Below are 16263 nucleotides of genomic sequence, written 5' to 3' on the forward strand. Positions count from 1 at the left end.
CGTGACGGGAGGCCGCGCGTGCCCCGGCTGCGCCCGCACGCGATTCCACGAGCGACCGCAGCAACGGCCGGAAAAGCCGGATGGATGTGAACGAAGGTTGTAGGAAGTATGAGGCCAGAGGAACGGTTGAAGTGAATTCTCAACCTTTTGTCCTAAGCGATGCGGTGTAGGTCTGCGGCGCGCAGGTTGGCCGCCATCCCGATTGACGACGTGAATCCGGGTCCGCTTTTTTTTGTTTGCATCCGTAACGAACCCGGCCCCGCTTTGCCTTGCGTGTGTGCTGACCTACGCGGCGGCGCGTTCTTCCTTCAGCGAAGCCATGTCGATCACGAAGCGGTATTTGACGTCGTTCTTCACCAGCCGCTCGTAGGCCTCGTTGACGGCCTGGATCGGCACCATCTCGACATCGCTGACGATGTTGTGTTCGGCGCAGAAGTCCATCATCTCCTGGGTCTCTTCCATGCCGCCGATCGCCGAGCCCGCCAGCGACTTGCGGCCCATGATGAGGTTGGCGCCGGGGATAGGATCCAGCGGCGTCAATGCACCCACCAGCGCCATGGTGCCGTCCAGCGCCAGCAGCGCCATGTAGGGATTGACGTCGTGGCTGACGGGAACGGTGTTCAACAGGAAGTCGAACGTGCCGGCGTGCGCGGCCATGGCGTCGGCATCGCGCGACACCAGCACTTCGTCCGCGCCCAGACGCTTGGCGTCGCGCGCCTTGTCGGCAGACGTCGTGATCATCACCACGTGAGCGCCCATCGCGTGTGCAAACTTGACGCCCATGTGGCCCAGGCCGCCCAGACCGATGACGCCCACCTTCTTGCCGGGGCCGACCTTCCAGTGGCGCAGCGGAGAGTAGGTGGTGATGCCGGCGCACAGCAGCGGCGCGACGGCCTTCAGGTCGAGCTTGTCGGACACCTTCACGACAAAATGCTCGCGGACCACGATGCGATCGGAATACCCGCCAAACGTCAGCTGTTCGCTGCCGCGTTCCTTGTCGTTGTAGGTCAGCGTGGCGTTTTCCTCGCAGTACTGTTCAAGGTTCAGTTGGCATGCCTTGCAATGGCGGCACGAGTCCACCATGCAACCCACGCCGGCGTAATCGCCCTCCTTGAACTTCGACACGTTCTTGCCCACTTGCGCGACGCGGCCGATGATCTCGTGGCCGGGCACCATGGGGTACATGGAATTGCCCCAGTCGCCGCGCGCCTGGTGCAGGTCGGAGTGGCAGATGCCGCTATACAGGATGTCGATCAGTACATCGTCATCGCCGGGTTCACGGCGCGTGAAGCTGAAGGGGACGAGCGGGGTGTCGGCGCTGTGGGCGGCGTAGCCTTGGGCTTGGATCATGACGGCCTCTTGGGATGTTTATTGAGCAGGCGTTCACAATAATCCCGGGCTGCTTTGCGGTTCAAGCTAGAATTTCGGCATGATTTATTGAACAAATTTGCACAATCATGGCGCTCGACAACCTGTCCCACCTTGCCGCGTTTTCCGCGGTGGCCCGCCTGGGCAGTTTCCGCAAGGCGGGCGAAGAGCTCAGCCTGTCCACGTCGGCGGTCAGCTATGCCATCCGCAACCTCGAAGAGCGGTTGGGCGTGAACTTGTTCAACCGGACCACACGCAGCGTCGCCCTGACCGAAGCCGGCCACCGCCTGGCCGAGCGCCTGCAGCCGGTACTGCACGGTCTGGACGATGCGCTGGACGAAATGAACCACTTTCGCGGCTCCGCCGCCGGCACGCTGCGCATCAACACGTCGCGCGCGGCGTCGTACCTGCTGCTGATGCCGATGGCGGCTCAGTTCCTGGCCGCCTACCCGGACATCCGCTTGGAGATCGGCGAAGACGACAGCTTTGTCGACATCGTGAAGTCCGGCTTCGACGCAGGTGTGCGTCTGCTCGAAGCGGTGCCCGAGGACATGGTGGCCGTGCCCATCGGCCCGGCGCTGCGCTCCGTGGTGGTGGCCTCGCCGGATTACCTCCGGGAGCGCGAGCCGCCACGGCATCCGGCTGACCTGATGAGGCACGAATGCGTCCGCTATCGTTTCCCCAGTGGCCGGTACTTCAAGTGGGAATTCAAGCGGGACGGCGAGGTGCTGGAGTTCGACGTGCCGGGGCGTCTGGCCCTGAGCGACGTGCATGCCGAGGTGCGGGCGGCCGCCGACGGCATCGGCATCGGCTACGTGCCGGAAAACTACGTTGCCGGACTGTTGGCATCCGGCAAGCTGGTGCGGCTGCTGGAGGACTGGTGCCCGACGATCCCCGGATTCATGTTGTATTACCCCCGCCAGCGCCGTGTGTCATCGGCGCTGCGGGCGTTCATCGACATGGCGCGGCAGTGACGCGCCGCGCACGACGCTGCCGGCCCGGCTAGTCCGCTTCGGCCTCGGCGCCGTATAGCGACGCGAGGCATTCGGTCAGCGGCGCAATGCCCTTGGCTAGTTCGTCGACCGCGGCAGCGTCCACACGCGGCAGCGGCGGTATCTCGGCCAGCACCCGCACGCGGCCAAAGCGTTCGATGGCTTCCTTGTTGCCCGCGGAGGGCGGTCCGCTCATGACCACGCCAAGCACCGGAATGCCGCGCCGCTGCAGCGCCGCGAGGCTGAGCAAGGTGTGGTTGATGGTGCCCAGTCCGCTGCGCGCCGCCAACACCACCGGCATGCCCAGGCGCGCGATCAGGTCGATCATCATGTGCGTATCGTCGATCGGCACGTACAGGCCGCCCGCGCCTTCCACGATCAGCGGCGCGCGTGTCGGGGGCGGCACGATGCTGGTGGCATCGACCACGGTCTCTTCCAGCGTGGCTGCCGCCCATGGCGATAGCGGCGCCTGGAGGACGTAGGCAGGCAAATGCAGGCGGTGGGGCGGCAACTGCGCCAGCTGGGCCACGGTGTCGGTATCGCCCGGATCCTCGGCGACACCCGTCTGCACGGGTTTCCAGTAGTCGGCGTTCCAGGCGCGGGCGAGGATGGCCGACACCAGCGTCTTGCCGATACCGGTATCGGTGCCGGTTACAAAAACCCCGACGGGGCGCCGCGTCGATGTCTTCTGCATACCGCAAGCCAGGTGAATGGTCACCACGGCCCCATGTTGGTCGAGCGCGGCCGGACAGCGCCGGAACCTGCGGACGTGCCGCGGGCGTAGGGGAGGCGGCTGCGGCAGCGCAATGGACAACCGCAGCGGCCAGAGCACCGTTTTATCAGTTGCCCCGTCCGCGCGCCACCCGTCACATAGATCAGTGCCGGAGGATGGGCGGGCGGCATGTTGCCGAAGCGCGGCGGCGGGGCAGTGGCAAATCGTCTTTGGCGTCTTGATTCAGATCAAGGCGGTCGGGGACAGGCCTGACTACCATCGGCAACATGCGTGCCAAATCGATTTTCGCCGTCCCGGCCAGCCTGCCCGATGCCGACCGCCAGCAACGCCGCCATGCGCTGGTGCGTCTGTCGCTGGCCTGGCTGGCAATGATGCAGGTCATGATGTTCGCCTGGCCCGGCTATCTGCGCCATGAATCCATGCCCGCCGACGCGCTGGAAACCCTGGACTGGGCCATCGTCCTCATGAACTGGGCCAGCTTCGCGCTGACCGTGCCCGTCGTCCTGTATTCGGCATGGCCCATCTGGCGCCACGCGGGCGCCAATCTGCGGCAGGGCCGCGCCGGCATGGATGTGCCGGTGGCGCTAGGCATCATCGCCGCCTTCATCCCCAGCGTCCACGCCACGTATACGGGGCGGGGCGAAGTCTATTTCGACTCGGTCACGATGTTCGTCGCGTTCCTGCTGACCGCACGTTATCTGGAACTGTGCGCCCGACAATCCTTCGGCGGCGCGGGTTCCGCCGGCCGCCGCCATGCCCGCGTCGAAGACCAGCGCCTGTTGCTCGGCACGCGCGCCGACCGCGTGGCGTCGCGTTTCGTCATGGTGCAGGTCGCGCTGGCCTTGGCCGCCGCGGCGGGCTGGGCCTACATCGATCCCGCCCACAGCATTCCCGTCATGGTGGCGCTGCTGGTCATGAGCTGTCCCTGTGCCATGTCCATGGCCGTTCCCACCGCCATGGCTTCCGCGCATAGCGCGCTGGCAGCGCACCCCGACATGCCCGAGGCCGCGCTTGACGCGCTGCTTGCCGAAGCCCGGCGCAAGGCGCGGCAGAATCTTTACGGCTCGCTCGTCTGGCATTTGCTAATGACGCCGCTGGCCCTGGTGGGCTGGGTCACGCCCTGGCTTGCCGCCATCACCATGCTGGTGTCGTCGCTGGCCGTGGCCTACAACTCCTGGCGCCTGTGCCGCCGCGACTGGTCGGGCCGTCTGGCCGCTGGCGCCGCGCTGGGAGCAGCGCCATGACCATCCTCTACCTGCTACTGCCGCTGTCGCTGCTTTTCGTGCTGGCGATCGGCGTGTCGCTCTGGTGGGCCGTCTTCAACGGTCAGTACGACGACACCGACAGCGCCGGCACGGCCATCTTGCGCGACGACGACAGCGGCGCCGCCGGCCGCCGCTGATCGCCGCGGCGCAAATTACCGCCGCCGATGCGCCTCTGCGGACCCCGCCGCGGCGCATCGGCCAGGTCTTTTCACGGCCCGATACCCCTAATAGCGTTGCGGTTATGCAGCGATGTCCAAGGCGTCGCAACCCGGTTGATCCAAATCAACGCCTCCTCGAGTGACTAGTCCCATCATCGAAGCCTGGAAGTTCTTGTTACTTTAGGGGATGGGTGATGAACGATTGCCCCGCAATCGCAAGCAAGTCCGATACCTTCAACTACAAGGTCGTGCGGCAGTTCGCCATCATGACCGTGGTCTGGGGCATTGTCGGCATGGCTGTCGGTGTTTTTCTGGCCGCTCAGCTAATTTGGCCTCAATTGAATTTCGACACCGCATGGCTCAGCTACGGCCGCCTGCGCCCGCTGCACACCAACGCCGTGATCTTCGCCTTCGGCGGCAGCGCACTTTTTGCGACGTCCTACTACGTCGTCCAGCGCACCTGTCAGGCGCGCCTCTTCTGCGACAAGCTCGCCGCCTTCACGTTCTGGGGCTGGCAGGTCGTCATCGTCGCAGCCGCCATCACCTTGCCCATGGGTTTTACCAGCAGCAAGGAATACGCCGAACTCGAATGGCCCATCGATATCCTGATCACGCTGGTCTGGGTCGCCTACGCCATCGTGTTCTTCGGCACCATCATCAAGCGCCGGTCCAAGCACATCTACGTGGCCAACTGGTTCTTCGGCTCGTACATCCTCACCATCGCCATCCTGCACATTTTCAACAACATTGAAATGCCGGTGTCGATGTGGAAGTCCTACTCCGCCTACGCGGGCGTGCAGGACGCCATGGTGCAGTGGTGGTACGGCCACAACGCGGTGGGCTTCTTCCTGACCACCAGCTTCCTGGGCATGATGTATTACTTCGTGCCCAAGCAGGCCGGCCGTCCCATCTACTCTTACCGCCTGTCCATCGTCCACTTCTGGGCGCTGGCCTTCACGTACATGTGGGCGGGCCCGCACCATCTGCTGTACACCTCGCTGCCCGACTGGACCCAGTCGCTGGGCATGACCTTCTCGCTGATCCTGCTGGCGCCTTCATGGGGCGGCATGATCAACGGCATCATGACTCTGCAGGGCGCCTGGTACAAGCTGCGCACCGACCCGATCCTAAAGTTCATGGTCACTGCGCTGTCGTTCTACGGCATGTCCACGTTCGAAGGCTCGATGATGTCGATCCGCACCGTGAACGCGCTGTCGCACTACACGGACTGGACCATCGGCCACGTGCACTCCGGCGCGCTGGGCTGGGTCGCCATGATTTCGTTCGGCTCGCTCTACTACCTGATCCCGCGCCTCTATGGCCGCGAAAAGATGTACAGCGTCAAGGCCATCGAACTGCACTTCTGGATCGCGACCATCGGCGTGGTGCTGTACATCGCCGCCATGTGGATCGCCGGCGTGCAGCAGGGCCTGATGTGGCGCGACACGGCGCCGGACGGCACCCTGGTCTACAGCTTCGTCGAAGAACTGAAGACGCGCGTTCCGTACTACCTGATCCGTTTGCTGGGTGGAACCCTGTTCTTGTGCGGTGTGTTCGTCATGGCCTGGAACGTATGGAAGACGGTGAGCGGCGCGACCGCGGTCAATCCCGCCATTCCGCAAGACGATCCCCATGCCGCCCGTCCGTCGGTCCCCGCGACCGCCGTGCCGGCCACTGTTTGACGAGGACATCATGGCCAACAAGAATCACGGCTTCTTTTCTCATCAGACCCTCGAGAAGAACATCGGCTGGATGATCATCGCCAGCATCCTGGTGGTCTCCTTCGCAGGTTTGGTGCAAATCATCCCGCTGTTCTTCCAGCACAGCACCACCCAGCCCGTGGCGGGCGTCGAACCCTACAGCCCGCTGCGGCTGATGGGTCGCGACGTCTACATCCGCGAAGGCTGCGTGGGCTGCCACTCGCAGCAGGTGCGCGTGCTCGCCGCTGAAGTCCAGCGCTACGGGTCGTACTCGCTGGCGTCCGAGTCGGTGTTCGATCACCCGTTCCTGTGGGGTTCCAAGCGCACGGGTCCGGACCTGGCGCGCGTCGGCGAGCGCTACTCCGACGACTGGCACCGCATCCACTTGCGCGATCCGCGCAAGGTGGTGCCCGAATCCAACATGCCCGCCTATCCGTGGCTGGAAAAGACGGTCATCACCGGCCAGAACGTCGACCAGCGCATGCGTGCCCTGCGTGCCCTGGGCGTGCCTTACACCGACGAGGAAATCGCCGCCGCGCCCAAGGCCATCGAAGGCAAGACGGAAGAAGACGCGCTGGTGGCCTATCTGCAAGGCCTGGGTGTCGGCGTGCGCAAGGCGCAGCTTGCCAAGCAGGCCGAAGAGGCCAAGGCGGAAGCGGCCAAGAAGGCTCAGCAACCCGCTGCCCAATCGGCCGTGCAACCCGCCGCGCAAGCGGCCACGGGAGGCTGATCATGGTCGGCTACCTGAGCGCAATCGTCACCGCCATCTCGATGGCAACCTTTTTCGGCATCGTCTGGTGGGCCTGCTCGCGCGGCCGCCAGGGCGCCAATCGCGAGTCGGCCATGCTGCCGTTCGCACTGCCCGATGAATTCGGGCAGGCACAACAAGATGGAGCGAATCGGTCATGAGCGATTTCGTCAATGGCTTCTGGGGGTATTTCATCTCGATCGTCGCCGTGGGCGGGGTGGTGTGGTGCGTGTGGCTGCTGTACACGCAACGCCGCTGGCTCACCGCCAAGCCGGCCAGCGGCCAGGTCGAGGACACCGGGCACGTCTGGGACGGCGACCTGACCGAACTCAACAACCCGGTCCCCACCTGGTGGACGTGGATGTACCTGCTGGCCTGCGCCTTTGCACTGGGATACCTCTTCCTGATGCCGGGCCTGGGCGAATACAAGGGCAAGCTGGGCTACAGCAGCGCCGACGAAGTGGCGCAGCAGCAGGCCAAGATGGCTGAAGCCGTGCGTCCCATCTATGCGCGCTTCGAGACCATGACGGTGCCGCAGATTGCGCAGGATCCGGGCGCCCGTGAAATCGGCCAGCGTCTCTTCCTGAACACCTGCGCGCAGTGCCACGGCTCCGACGCTAAGGGCGCGCCCAGCTTTCCCAACCTGACGGACGGCGACTGGCTGCACGGCGGTTCGCCCGAAGCCATCATGCAGACCATCAAGGAAGGCCGCCACGGCATCATGCCGCCCTGGAAGGCTTCGATCGATCCCAAGATGGCCGGCGACATCGCGCAGTACGTGCGTTCGCTGTCTGGCCTGACCGCCGATCCGGTCCGCGTGTTCCGCGGCAAGCGCGAGTTCGCCAACTTCTGCGTCGCCTGTCACGGTGTCGATGGCAAGGGCAACCAGCTTGTCGGCGCGCCGAACCTGACGGACGACGTGTGGCTCTACGGCAGTTCGGAAGCCAGCATCGTCAAGACCATTCTTGATGGCCGCGACAACCGCATGCCGGCGCACGAACACATCCTGAGTCCCGAGCAGATCAAGATCCTGACTGCGTGGGTCTGGGGACTGTCCAACAAGCCCGACGCGTCTACGCAGACCGCTGCCGCGCCGGCCGAGGGCAGCACTGCCAAGCAGTGAACCGGCAGCACGTAAATGGGAGGCCGCGCGGCCTCCCATATCACTAAGCACTTACAAGCACGGAGCAGCAAATGGAAGATGGGTCAACCGCAAGCGTCAGCAGTTCGCCTGGCGGTGACCCGCCGCCCTGGCGGCCGCATACGCGGCCGCCGCGTCCTGGCCAGGAGACCCTGGAGCAGACGTTGGCGGGGGTGCGCAGCAAGATCTATCCGCGATCCGTCAGTGGCATCTTTGCCCGCTGGCGTATCGCGTTCGTCTTTATCACGCAGATCATCTTCTACGGCTTGCCCTGGCTCGAATGGAACGGCCGCCAGGCGGTGCTGTTCGACCTGGGCGCGCGCAAGTTCTACATCTTCGGCCTGGTGCTGTGGCCGCAGGACGTCGTGTACCTTGCCGTGCTGCTGGTCATTTCGGCATTGGCGCTGTTTCTCTTCACCGCGGTGGCCGGGCGCCTGTTCTGCGGCTACGCCTGTCCCCAGACCGTCTACACCGAAATCTTCATGTGGATCGAGCGCAAGGTCGAAGGCGACCGCATCGCGCGCATCCGGCTGGACGAATCCCCCTGGAGCTGGCGCAAGTTCCGCCTGAAGTTCACCAAGCACTTCCTGTGGATCGCGTTGGCCTGGTGGACCGGCTCTACGTTCATCGGCTACTTCGCGCCCATCCGCGAGCTCGGCCACGAACTCTTCGCGCTGCAGCTCGGACCCTGGCAGTGGTTCTGGATGCTGTTCTACGGTTTCGCCACCTGGGGCAACGCCGGCTTCATGCGCGAATCGGTGTGCAAGTACATGTGCCCGTACGCCCGCTTCCAGAGCGTGATGGTCGACCCGGACACCTTCGTCGTCACCTACGACAAGCGCCGCGGCGATCCGCGTGGCGGCCGCTCGCGCAAGGTGGACCACAAGGCGAAGGGGCTGGGCGACTGCGTCGATTGCAGTCTCTGCGTGCAGGTCTGCCCGACCGGCATCGACATCCGCGATGGCCTGCAGTACATGTGCATCGGGTGCGGGGCCTGCATCGACGCCTGTGACCAGGTGATGGACAAGATGCAATACGAGCCAGGCCTCATCCGCTACACGTCCGAGCGCGCCATGCTGGATGGTCTGTCCACGAAGAGCGCGCGGTCGCATCTGCTGCGGCCTCGCGTCCTGATCTACGGCACGTTGATCCTGTTGCTGGCGATCGCCTTCGTCGTCTCGCTGGTGGTCCGCAACCCGCTGCGCGTCGATGTGATCCGCGACCGCGGCGTGCTGGGCCGCGAGGTGGCAGGGGGCATGATCGAAAACGTGTATCGCCTGCAGATCATCAACACGTCGGACGCGCCCATGCGGCTGCGCCTGACGGCCGAAGGCATGCCCGACCTGGCGGTGCTGGCGGGCCAACAGGGATCGGACGTGGTCGAGGTCGAACCCGCCGCCAACAAACTGGTGCCGATGGTCATTCGCGCCCCGGCGGGCGCAGCGCCCGGCGCCCATCCCATCACGCTGCGCGCCAAGGGGCAGGATGGCGAGAACCGGCAGGTTGAAACCGACGAGGCTGCCAGTTTCTACGTGCCCGAGTAGGGCAGACACCGCCCTGGTCACCAAAAGGAATTTTCATGAACGCTGCACAAATCACCGTTGACGCCGCCGACGCGGCGCATCCCGCCAAGCCCTGGTACCGCGAGCCCTGGCCGTGGATCCTGATGGCGGGTCCGTTCGCCGCCATGATCGGCTGCTTCATCACGATCTACTTCGCGATGACCCAATTCGCCAGCCAGCCCATCCAGGAGGGTGTGGTCAAACGCGGTCTGGTCATCGAACAGACCGCGTCCGGCGCGACCGCGAGCCCGGCGCCGACGCCCGCCGGCTCTGCAGCCGCCAAACCTTGATCGGGGGAGTTCAGGCATGGGATTGCGATCTTTGATGTGGATCCTGTGGCCGTCGTTCATGGCGGCGGCTGCGGGTAGCGCACTGATCTTCGCCCTGATCGATCCGCTGGACGTGGCCATTTTCGGCTACGTCCCAACCGGCAGAATGGGCTTCTACACGGTGTCGTTCTTTGTCTTGTGGGTGATGGCCGGCCTGTCCAGCGCGCTGACGGCGTACCTGATGCCCAAGGTTGAAGAGGACGACGACTTCTAGTTCCAGTGTTCCAAAAACTAGTTCCAGTGTTCCCAAAAAGAAAACACACCGTTCCGCCAGGTTGAACAAGCGCGGGCCGCGCGACGGGTAAAATCCTCCGGCTATGGTCAAGTTGGGGGCTCGCGTGCAGCCAGTCATTTCAGTACAAGGCTTATCCAAGCAATATGCGTCGGGATTCCAGGCGCTCAAGAATGTCAGCCTGGACATCCAGCGCGGCGAAATCTTCGCGTTGCTCGGGCCGAACGGCGCGGGCAAGACGACGCTGATCAGCATCATCTGCGGCATCGTCAATCCCACCCATGGCACGGTGCTGGCTGACGGCCACGACATCGTGTCCGATTTCCGCGCCGCCCGGTCCAAGATCGGTTTGGTGCCACAGGAAATCTCCACGGACGCCTTCGAAAGCGTCTGGAACACGGTCACCTTCAGCCGCGGCCTGTTCGGCAAGCCGGCGGACCCCGCCTATATCGAAAAGGTCTTGCGCGAATTGTCGCTGTGGGACAAGAAGGACAGCCGCATCATGGCGCTGTCCGGCGGCATGAAGCGGCGCGTCATGATCGCCAAGGCGCTGTCGCACGAACCGGCCATCCTGTTCCTGGACGAACCCACCGCGGGTGTCGACGTCGAATTGCGGCGCGGCATGTGGGAAATGGTGCGACGGCTGCGCGAAAGCGGCGTCACCATCATCCTCACCACGCACTACATCGAAGAAGCCCAGGAAATGGCGGACCGCATCGGCGTGATCCGCAAGGGCGAAATCATCCTGGTCGAGGAAAAGAATGCGCTGATGGCCAAGCTGGGCAAACGCCAGCTTGCGCTGACACTGAAGGCGCCGCTGCCCGGCATTCCGACGGCGTTGGACGCCTACCAGCTTGAGCTTTCGCCCGACGGCTACAAGCTTGTCTATACCTACGACAACGAGCGCGGCGGCGATATTTCGCGTCTGCTGCAGGACCTGAGCCGCCTGCAGATCGAATTCGCAGACCTGAACACCTCGGAAAGCTCGCTCGAGGACATCTTTGTCAGCCTGGTGCACGGTCAATCATGAACTTCTACGCCATCCGCGCCATCTACCTTTTCGAAATGGCCCGCGCCTGGCGCACGCTGATGCAAAGCGTGCTGTCGCCGGTGATTTCAACGTCTCTCTACTTCGTCGTGTTCGGCTCCGCCATCGGTTCGCACATGGTCGAGATTGACGGCGTGAGCTACGGCGCGTTCATCGTGCCCGGCATGATCATGCTGTCGCTGCTGACGCAGAGCGTGGCCAACGCCTCGTTCGGCATCTACATGCCGCGCTTTTCAGGCACGATCTACGAAATCCATTCGGCGCCCATTTCGTATGTGGAAATCCTGATGGGCTACGTCGGCGCGGCCGCCAGCAAGTCCATCATCCTGGGTCTCATCATGCTGGCCACCGCGCGCCTGTTCGTGACGTTCGACGTGGCGCATCCGTTCTGGATGCTGTCGTTCCTGGTGCTGACCGCCGTCACGTTCAGCCTGTTCGGTTTCATCATCGGGATCTGGGCCGACGGGTTTGAAAAGCTGCAGATCATTCCGTTGATGATCATCACGCCGCTGACCTTTCTGGGCGGCACGTTTTATTCGATCAACATGCTGCCGCCGTTCTGGCAGACCGTCACGCTGTTCAATCCGGTGGTCTACCTGGTCAGCGGTTTCCGCTGGGCGTTCTTTGGCGTGGCGGACGTCAGCATCGGCGTCAGCGTGGGCATGACGCTGGCCTTCCTGGTTGCATGCCTGATTGGCGTGCGGTGGATTTTCAAGACGGGCTACCGCCTGAAGACCTGACACAACTGCAACGTCAGGCCTCGCACAATGCAAAAGGCGCCGCATGTCCCGTTCAGGGAATGCGGCGCCTTGTTTTTCCGAGGCGGCCGTCGTGGGCGGCGTGACTGCGTGTCCGTCAGCGCCCGGGCTTACCGCGCCGGCTGCATCTTCATCAGGCGATCACGAAGCTGGGGATCCTGCTGCACGGCCTGGCCGATGCCGTTGAATTCCTCAACCGACAGCCCGTCCGCGCGGACCAGCTTGACCATTTTTTCGTCCGCTTCCTTGACGACCTTCTGCTTGGCGTCGTCGGTCTTGGCGGCTTCGACCTTCGGACGGTACTCGTCAACGACGCCAGAGATCTTCTGCGACGCTGAAGCGAACTTCTGCAATTGCTGATCCGTCGGCTTCTGCACGGCGGGCGCCATGCCCGGCTGAGCTTGCGTCTGCGCCGGAGCCTGGGCGGCCTGTTGAGCCAGGGCAGGGGCACCGGACAGCGCCGTCATCAGAATGGCGGCGGATAGGAATGCATATTTGGAACGCTGCATCAAAACTCCTTGTTCCGGTTGAAAGTCCGACCATGATGACCAGCCGGACCGCCGTGGGACAAGTTTCGCGATGTGTTTTCCTGTGTCGGCAGACCACGAGATCTCTGACGCGCGGTGCGGGGGCAGCCCCGGGGGACGCCGGTCCCTCGCGTTCGAAACGTTTTGCGCGGTTTCGTAGTCGCTGCTGGCCGCGATGTGTCCTTAGGTTTGTCCTTCGGAAGCGGATCGGGCGCCTTTGCGGGCTTACGCCGCGTACCAGAACACCGCGAAGAAATGGCAGACGGTGCCGGCCAGCACGAACAGATGCCAGATGAAATGGCTGTAGCGCCAGCGGTTGTCGAACACAAAGAAGACCACACCGCCGGTGTAGGCGAGGCCGCCAGCCACCAGCCACCACAGGCCGCCGGTCGGCACCAGTTCAAGCAAGGGTTTGACCGCGATAACGACGATCCAGCCCATTGCCAGATACAGGCCCGTGGATAGCGCGGGCCGGTTGAGCCGCTTGCTGGCCTTCAGGCCCACGCCCAGCAGCGCCAGGCCCCACACCAGTCCGAAGAGGGTCCACCCCCAAGGGCCACGCAGCGCGCCCAGCGCGAACGGGGTGTAGGTGCCCGCGATGAGCAGGTAGATGGCCGAGTGGTCCAGCACATTGAAGATCTGCTTGGCGCGGCAGCGGGGCAGGGCGTGATAGATGGCGGACGCGAGGTACAGCAGGCACATTGACGCGGCAAACACGGCGGCGCCGGCGATGAAGGCGGCATCGCCCTGGCGCACGGCGGCGGCAATCAGGAGCGGCGTGCCGGCCAGCGCGCCCACGGCGCCCAGCCCGTGGCTGATGCTGTTGGCGATTTCTTCGCCCAGGGTCTGGGGTCGGTCGTTGGGAAACATGGGGAGCCTGTTGATGACAAGTTTTCCACCTTAGGCTTTTTGGCATGCGCGCTCAAGGCGCGCGTCGGGTAGGCTTGACCGATCGCAACGTCGTTACGCTGTGATACATTCGTCCCGCGAACAAACCGCCCAATAGAGGCGTCGCATGTTCTTCACTCCGGGCTTGCACGTCGGCCGCGCCAGGCGCTGCCGTGATCGACACTCTTAGGGGAAGCACTCATGAATCCGGCATCAGGTCTTTCGGTTGGGGCGTCCTCTCCGCCCGTCCACACATGCGCACCAGACGACAGGCATCCGCCTTGCGGAGCGGCGTAGCCGCGGCGACCGCCGTCCGGCGCTGCCAACCCCGGCACCCCGGGCGGCGCGGCAAACAGGAACCTCCGAACAGGCCCTAACAATGGCGCGCAGTTTCAGCAGTCTGTTTTTCAAAGCGGCAAAAAAGATCACCCGCCTCCAGCGCACGGCAATGCGCATGGCGGCCCCCAAACCAGCCCGCAAGCGCGCCACGCCGTCGCGCAAGACGGCCGCCGGCACCACGGCGGGGCGGGCGGTCAAGACGGCGCGGCCGGGCGGGACGGCGGGCGCGGGCAGGGCAGCGGCGCCCGAGGCGGCGTCGCTTGGCGCCGGCCGCTGGGAGGCCTCCCGCCAGTTCACGGACAAGACCGGCCGCCGGCTGGCCTTTGCGCGTTACACCCCCGCCTCCGCCACTGCCACAGCCGCCGGCATGCCACTGGTCGTAATGCTGCACGGATGCCGGCAGACAGCCGAGGCTTTCGCGCGTGGATCGCGCATGAACCAGTGGGCGGACGCCGGGGATTTCATGGTGCTGTATCCGCAGCAATCCCTGGCGCGTCAGGTGCAGCGCTGCTGGCGCTGGTTTCAGCCGGATGACGATCATGGCGGGGCCGAGGCTGATCTGATCGCGGCCCTGATCCGGTCGGAAGTCGTGCGCCACGGTCTGGACCCCGAACGCGTCTACGTGGCGGGCCTGTCGGCAGGGGCGGGGATGGCGGCCTTGGTCGCCCTGCGTCATCCAAGTCTGATCGCCGCGGTGGCCATGCACTCGGGGCCGGTCGTGGGCGACGCGCATAACGCCGGCAATGGCCTGAGCACGATGCGGCGCGGCAGTATCAAGCCGTTGGCGCCGCTGGTGCAAGCCGTGGCGGACCCCGCCGTTTTCGACCTGGGCATGCCGGCACTGATCCTGCACGGCCAGCTTGATCCGGCCGTGGCGCCGCGCAATGCCAGGCAGTTGTTTGAACAGTTCCGCAACCTGAATGCCGCCGATCCGCACGCGTTGCCGATCGAGCGCGTGCTGGGGTTGGGCACCGAAAAAGCGTACCGCCGGGTGGATGTGTTGCGCGGCCGCAAGACGGTGCTGCGGCTGTGCGAGATCACGCGGCTTGAACACGCCTGGAGTGGCGGGGATCCTGCCATCCGGTATCACGCGCGCAGCGGTCCCGATGCCTCCGCGCTGGTGTGGCGGTTCTTTCAGAGTCAGCGGCGTGCGGGCGCGATTGCCGCTGCGCAATGACGGCCACCGGCATCACAGACTTTGGCCGGTGGCTGGCGGTGAGCGGCAGGCAGCTGGGCGGCTGCGGTGCGCCATTGTCCGGGCATCCAGAATGATGTTGTCGCCGCCACCGGCGTCCGGGCGACTCCGTGGCGGCGTAACATCGCTGCAATCTCAAAGCGCCTGGCGCCCGTTGACACCCTTCGCCAACCCCATTTTTACGGAAATCGTCGATATGCCCCTGTCCATGTACCAGGCGTCCGTGCCTGTCTTCATCCGCGGCCTGAACGTGCTGGCCGCGCTGCTGGAAAAGGCCGCTGCGCACGCGCAAGCCACCGGCATCGACCCCTCGGAACTCGTTAACGCGCGCCTCGCGCCTGACATGTATCCGCTGTCGGGCCAAGTGCAACGTGCCAGCGATGCGTCCAAGTTCGCGGCACAGCGGCTGTCGCAAGGCGACGCCCCGAAATTCGCCGACACCGAGACCACGCTTGCGCAATTGCAGCAGCGCGTCGCGGACACGATCGCATATCTGGAAAGCGTCAAACCCGAGCAGGTCGACGGCGCCGAAGGCCGCCGCATCACGCTGAGCTTTGGCAACTTCAAGCCTGAATTCCAGGGCGACGAGTATCTGCTGACGTTCGCGCTGCCCAACTTCTACTTCCACGTGACCACCGCCTACGGCATCCTGCGCCAGGCCGGCGTGCCGATCGGGAAGCTGGATTTCCTGGGACCGTACCCGCAACTGGCCCCCTGATGAATCAAGGCGGACGCGGCGTCCCCCGCGCCGCGCCGCACGCTCATTTTTTTGACGGGTCCCCGCAGCCATCCATCGGCCCCATCTTCGCCATGTTCTGCTGGATCTCCTCGGGCGTGAGGTCCTGCATGTGCGTGGCGATGGACCAGCGGTGGCCGAATGGGTCCACCACCTGCCCGTAGCGGTCGCCCCAGAACATGTCGGCAGCGGGCATCGTGACTTGCGCGCCCGCCGCGACCGCCTGCTGGATCGCGGCGTCTGCGTCGGTCACGTACAAGTGCAGCACCGCGGGCGTGCCCTTGAGCGCCTTCGGTCCCAGACTGCCCCATTCCGGAAAATCATCCATCAGCATCAGGACCGAATCGCCGATTTGGATGGCCGCGTGCATGATCTTGCCGTTGGGTCCGGGCAGCCGCATCAGCTCCTCGGCATTGAAGGCTTTCTTGTAGAAGGCGAGCGCGTCGGAGGCGCCCTCGCAAATGATATGCGGCGTCAGCGTGTGCATGCCGTCGGGAATGGGCTTGGCTGCTTTGGTGGCCATGATGTGTCTCCAGGTTTATTG

18 protein-coding genes and 1 pseudogene are annotated in these 16263 nt (G+C 64.5%); 14 read left to right on the forward strand and 5 right to left on the reverse strand.

Translation table 11 applies throughout. From position 1 onward, the window contains the following. Positions 1-285: 285 nt before the first annotated feature. Complete coding sequence (locus KW836_RS21005; protein WP_218344651.1) at positions 286-1350, reverse strand: NAD(P)-dependent alcohol dehydrogenase; 1065 nt, start codon at positions 1348-1350, stop codon at positions 286-288. A gap of 107 nt (positions 1351-1457) precedes the next feature. On the opposite strand from KW836_RS21005, the gene KW836_RS21010 reads away from it, so the two are divergent. Further along, complete coding sequence (locus KW836_RS21010; protein ID WP_218344652.1) at positions 1458-2342, forward strand: LysR family transcriptional regulator; 885 nt, start codon at positions 1458-1460, stop codon at positions 2340-2342. A 28-nt stretch (positions 2343-2370) separates the two neighbouring features. Here KW836_RS21010 and bioD read toward each other — a convergent pair. Further along, positions 2371-3147, reverse strand: a pseudogene (gene bioD, locus KW836_RS21015) (dethiobiotin synthase); the annotation flags it as partial. A gap of 212 nt (positions 3148-3359) precedes the next feature. Between bioD and KW836_RS21020 the strand changes: the two are divergent. From KW836_RS21020 to KW836_RS21070, 11 genes are all read left to right on the forward strand, one after another. Continuing rightward, positions 3360-4337 carry a hypothetical protein gene (locus KW836_RS21020; RefSeq protein ID WP_175138111.1) on the forward strand — a complete coding sequence of 326 codons (978 nt, stop codon included), beginning with the start codon at positions 3360-3362 and terminating at the stop codon, positions 4335-4337. Then, entirely contained in the window at positions 4334-4495 is a 162-nt protein-coding gene (gene ccoS / locus KW836_RS21025) for a cbb3-type cytochrome oxidase assembly protein CcoS (protein ID WP_105239608.1), read from the forward strand. Before KW836_RS21020 ends, ccoS begins: the two co-directional genes overlap by 4 nt. 215 nt (positions 4496-4710) lie before the next feature. Continuing rightward, positions 4711-6198, forward strand: coding sequence for a cytochrome-c oxidase, cbb3-type subunit I (gene ccoN / locus KW836_RS21030; protein WP_175123610.1), 1488 nt, complete (start codon positions 4711-4713; stop codon positions 6196-6198). Between the two features lie 10 nt (positions 6199-6208). Continuing rightward, positions 6209-6946 (forward strand): cytochrome-c oxidase, cbb3-type subunit II, encoded by a 738-nt coding sequence (ccoO, locus tag KW836_RS21035; protein ID WP_175123609.1) that lies wholly within the window; start codon positions 6209-6211, stop codon positions 6944-6946. Positions 6947-6948: 2 nt separating this feature from the next. Further along, positions 6949-7125, forward strand: coding sequence for a cytochrome oxidase (locus KW836_RS21040; RefSeq protein ID WP_056563017.1), 177 nt, complete (start codon positions 6949-6951; stop codon positions 7123-7125). Beyond that, positions 7122-8087 (forward strand): cytochrome-c oxidase, cbb3-type subunit III, encoded by a 966-nt coding sequence (ccoP, locus tag KW836_RS21045; protein ID WP_175138112.1) that lies wholly within the window; start codon positions 7122-7124, stop codon positions 8085-8087. The genes KW836_RS21040 and ccoP overlap by 4 nt, the downstream gene beginning before the upstream one ends. 71 nt (positions 8088-8158) lie before the next feature. Then, positions 8159-9649 (forward strand): cytochrome c oxidase accessory protein CcoG, encoded by a 1491-nt coding sequence (ccoG, locus tag KW836_RS21050; protein WP_175123607.1) that lies wholly within the window; start codon positions 8159-8161, stop codon positions 9647-9649. Between the two features lie 35 nt (positions 9650-9684). Beyond that, on the forward strand, positions 9685-9957 hold the full coding sequence (locus tag KW836_RS21055; RefSeq protein ID WP_175138113.1) for a FixH family protein: 273 nt from the start codon (positions 9685-9687) through the stop codon (positions 9955-9957). 16 nt (positions 9958-9973) lie between these two features. Continuing rightward, complete coding sequence (locus KW836_RS21060) at positions 9974-10210, forward strand: hypothetical protein (protein WP_175138114.1); 237 nt, start codon at positions 9974-9976, stop codon at positions 10208-10210. 124 nt (positions 10211-10334) lie between these two features. Next, complete coding sequence (locus tag KW836_RS21065; protein ID WP_175123604.1) at positions 10335-11258, forward strand: ABC transporter ATP-binding protein; 924 nt, start codon at positions 10335-10337, stop codon at positions 11256-11258. After that, a complete protein-coding gene (locus tag KW836_RS21070; RefSeq protein WP_175138116.1) occupies positions 11255-12016 on the forward strand; it encodes an ABC transporter permease in 762 nt (253 codons plus the stop codon). The genes KW836_RS21065 and KW836_RS21070 overlap by 4 nt, the downstream gene beginning before the upstream one ends. 128 nt (positions 12017-12144) lie before the next feature. Here the strand turns inward: KW836_RS21070 and KW836_RS21075 are convergent, their stop codons facing one another. Next, positions 12145-12543: a DUF4168 domain-containing protein gene (locus KW836_RS21075; RefSeq protein WP_218344654.1), complete on the reverse strand. Its 399-nt coding sequence runs from the start codon at positions 12541-12543 to the stop codon at positions 12145-12147. A 243-nt stretch (positions 12544-12786) separates the two neighbouring features. After that, positions 12787-13431, reverse strand: coding sequence for a hemolysin III family protein (locus tag KW836_RS21080; protein ID WP_175138118.1), 645 nt, complete (start codon positions 13429-13431; stop codon positions 12787-12789). A gap of 472 nt (positions 13432-13903) precedes the next feature. On the opposite strand from KW836_RS21080, the gene KW836_RS21085 reads away from it, so the two are divergent. Both KW836_RS21085 and KW836_RS21090 read left to right on the forward strand, forming a co-directional pair. Beyond that, positions 13904-14965 carry a PHB depolymerase family esterase gene (locus tag KW836_RS21085; RefSeq protein ID WP_255596028.1) on the forward strand — a complete coding sequence of 354 codons (1062 nt, stop codon included), beginning with the start codon at positions 13904-13906 and terminating at the stop codon, positions 14963-14965. Positions 14966-15179: 214 nt separating this feature from the next. Next, on the forward strand, positions 15180-15701 hold the full coding sequence (locus KW836_RS21090) for a DUF1993 family protein (RefSeq protein ID WP_175183932.1): 522 nt from the start codon (positions 15180-15182) through the stop codon (positions 15699-15701). Between the two features lie 43 nt (positions 15702-15744). Here the strand turns inward: KW836_RS21090 and KW836_RS21095 are convergent, their stop codons facing one another. Beyond that, positions 15745-16242, reverse strand: a complete 498-nt coding sequence (locus KW836_RS21095) for a VOC family protein (RefSeq protein WP_218344656.1) — start codon at positions 16240-16242, stop codon at positions 15745-15747. Between the last annotated feature and the right edge of the window lie 21 nt (positions 16243-16263).

This window comes from Achromobacter sp. ACM05 (assembly GCF_019218915.1).
In the GTDB taxonomy this organism is placed as follows: domain Bacteria; phylum Pseudomonadota; class Gammaproteobacteria; order Burkholderiales; family Burkholderiaceae_B; genus Achromobacter; species Achromobacter animicus.

Bases quoted from the DNA above. Each gene is read 5' to 3' on its own strand.
- KW836_RS21005 (WP_218344651.1), bottom strand. From the start codon at position 1,350: ATGATCCAAGCCCAAGGCTACGCCGCCCACAGCGCCGACACCCCGCTC.
- KW836_RS21010 (WP_218344652.1), top strand. From the start codon at position 1,458: ATGGCGCTCGACAACCTGTCCCACCTTGCCGCGTTTTCCGCGGTGGCC.
- KW836_RS21020 (WP_175138111.1), top strand. From the start codon at position 3,360: ATGCGTGCCAAATCGATTTTCGCCGTCCCGGCCAGCCTGCCCGATGCC.
- ccoS (WP_105239608.1), top strand. From the start codon at position 4,334: ATGACCATCCTCTACCTGCTACTGCCGCTGTCGCTGCTTTTCGTGCTG.
- ccoN (WP_175123610.1), top strand. From the start codon at position 4,711: ATGAACGATTGCCCCGCAATCGCAAGCAAGTCCGATACCTTCAACTAC.
- ccoO (WP_175123609.1), top strand. From the start codon at position 6,209: ATGGCCAACAAGAATCACGGCTTCTTTTCTCATCAGACCCTCGAGAAG.
- KW836_RS21040 (WP_056563017.1), top strand. From the start codon at position 6,949: ATGGTCGGCTACCTGAGCGCAATCGTCACCGCCATCTCGATGGCAACC.
- ccoP (WP_175138112.1), top strand. From the start codon at position 7,122: ATGAGCGATTTCGTCAATGGCTTCTGGGGGTATTTCATCTCGATCGTC.
- ccoG (WP_175123607.1), top strand. From the start codon at position 8,159: ATGGAAGATGGGTCAACCGCAAGCGTCAGCAGTTCGCCTGGCGGTGAC.
- KW836_RS21055 (WP_175138113.1), top strand. From the start codon at position 9,685: ATGAACGCTGCACAAATCACCGTTGACGCCGCCGACGCGGCGCATCCC.
- KW836_RS21060 (WP_175138114.1), top strand. From the start codon at position 9,974: ATGGGATTGCGATCTTTGATGTGGATCCTGTGGCCGTCGTTCATGGCG.
- KW836_RS21070 (WP_175138116.1), top strand. From the start codon at position 11,255: ATGAACTTCTACGCCATCCGCGCCATCTACCTTTTCGAAATGGCCCGC.
- KW836_RS21075 (WP_218344654.1), bottom strand. From the start codon at position 12,543: ATGCAGCGTTCCAAATATGCATTCCTATCCGCCGCCATTCTGATGACG.
- KW836_RS21080 (WP_175138118.1), bottom strand. From the start codon at position 13,431: ATGTTTCCCAACGACCGACCCCAGACCCTGGGCGAAGAAATCGCCAAC.
- KW836_RS21085 (WP_255596028.1), top strand. From the start codon at position 13,904: ATGGCGGCCCCCAAACCAGCCCGCAAGCGCGCCACGCCGTCGCGCAAG.
- KW836_RS21090 (WP_175183932.1), top strand. From the start codon at position 15,180: ATGCCCCTGTCCATGTACCAGGCGTCCGTGCCTGTCTTCATCCGCGGC.
- KW836_RS21095 (WP_218344656.1), bottom strand. From the start codon at position 16,242: ATGGCCACCAAAGCAGCCAAGCCCATTCCCGACGGCATGCACACGCTG.